General features: G+C 55.3%; 1 protein-coding gene. It reads left to right on the top strand.

The window, feature by feature from the left end; all coding sequences use genetic code 11:
* Positions 1-246, top strand: a 246-nt coding sequence (locus ACSNOG_RS33810; protein WP_436756489.1) for a hypothetical protein, incomplete at both ends; no start/stop codon positions are given.

Genomic DNA, 246 nt, shown 5'->3' with positions numbered 1-246 from the left:
AAGGAGAAGAATGCAGGGGAGGGACCGCTGCCGCATGCAGTGGAACGGCTTCTGGCCCATGAGCTGTGCGGAACCCTGATGAAATGCTGTCCGCACCAGCGACCGGATCATGGCCGAACGGAAGCGATGGAGGCAGTCCACCAAGCCCTTGACCCTCATTCATCGCCTTCACAGGCCATGGATGCCGTATGCCGTGCGATCATTCAATTAAGCATGGATTATGAAGAGAGCAAGAAAAGTCGAAAT

It is taken from the genome of Streptomyces sp. URMC 124, from assembly GCF_051386455.1.
In the GTDB taxonomy this organism is placed as follows: Bacteria; Actinomycetota; Actinomycetes; order Streptomycetales; family Streptomycetaceae; genus Streptomyces.
This window is presented reverse-complemented; position numbering and strand designations above follow the sequence as displayed.